We start from the raw sequence: 644 nt of genomic DNA, 5'->3' as shown, positions 1-644 counted from the left end.
AATCTATCGAGTTCTACAATGAAAAACGCCCAAGTGACGGCATGATCATTGCCGATAACGGTAATATCTATGTCGGCGATGTTGAGAAAAACGCTGTGAGCATTGTAACGAGTGAGAGCTTCAAGACGTTTGCACAAGATGACAAATTGCTGTCATGGGCAGATGGGTTCTCAATTCAGGGTGGTTACCTCTACGTGACGCAAAATTCTCTGCATCTAAATCCAGCCCTTAATGAAGGCGAAGAAGGTGCGAGCAAACCGTTCCATGTGTTACGCATCAAACTAGATTAAGACGACAATAGATAGACTCGTCAATATAAAGCGTATGTATTTTATCAATGCATGCGCTTTTTTATTAAGTGTAAATCGGTGTCTATCAATTTATTTTTGATAATAAATCAAACATTAGGCTGTTTTTGATTGCTCTAGTGCCTTGTATTATCAATCTATCAGCAACGATAAGAGCGGAAGAACAATGAATAAAAAAATCACAATGGGTGTAACAGATTTATCATTTCATCGCACGACAGCTTCATTGGTTAGCAATGTATTGAAAAGTATGGGCTTCGAAGTTGAGCGAATCTTTTCCCCTCATCAGGAAAATTTTGAAAAACTGAAAACGGGTGAAATCGATATGCTTTCTTC

2 pseudogenes are annotated in these 644 nt (G+C 38.5%); both read left to right on the top strand.

The window, feature by feature from the left end:
- Positions 1-290: pseudogene (locus tag AB4486_RS25885) on the top strand (hypothetical protein); the annotation flags it as partial.
- 202 nt (positions 291-492) lie between these two features.
- Positions 493-644: pseudogene (locus AB4486_RS25880) on the top strand (glycine/betaine ABC transporter); the annotation flags it as partial.

Origin of the sequence: Vibrio sp. 10N.222.55.C6 (genome assembly GCF_041473395.1) — a bacterium.
Lineage (GTDB): Bacteria > Pseudomonadota > Gammaproteobacteria > Enterobacterales > Vibrionaceae > Vibrio > Vibrio crassostreae_C.
This window is presented reverse-complemented; position numbering and strand designations above follow the sequence as displayed.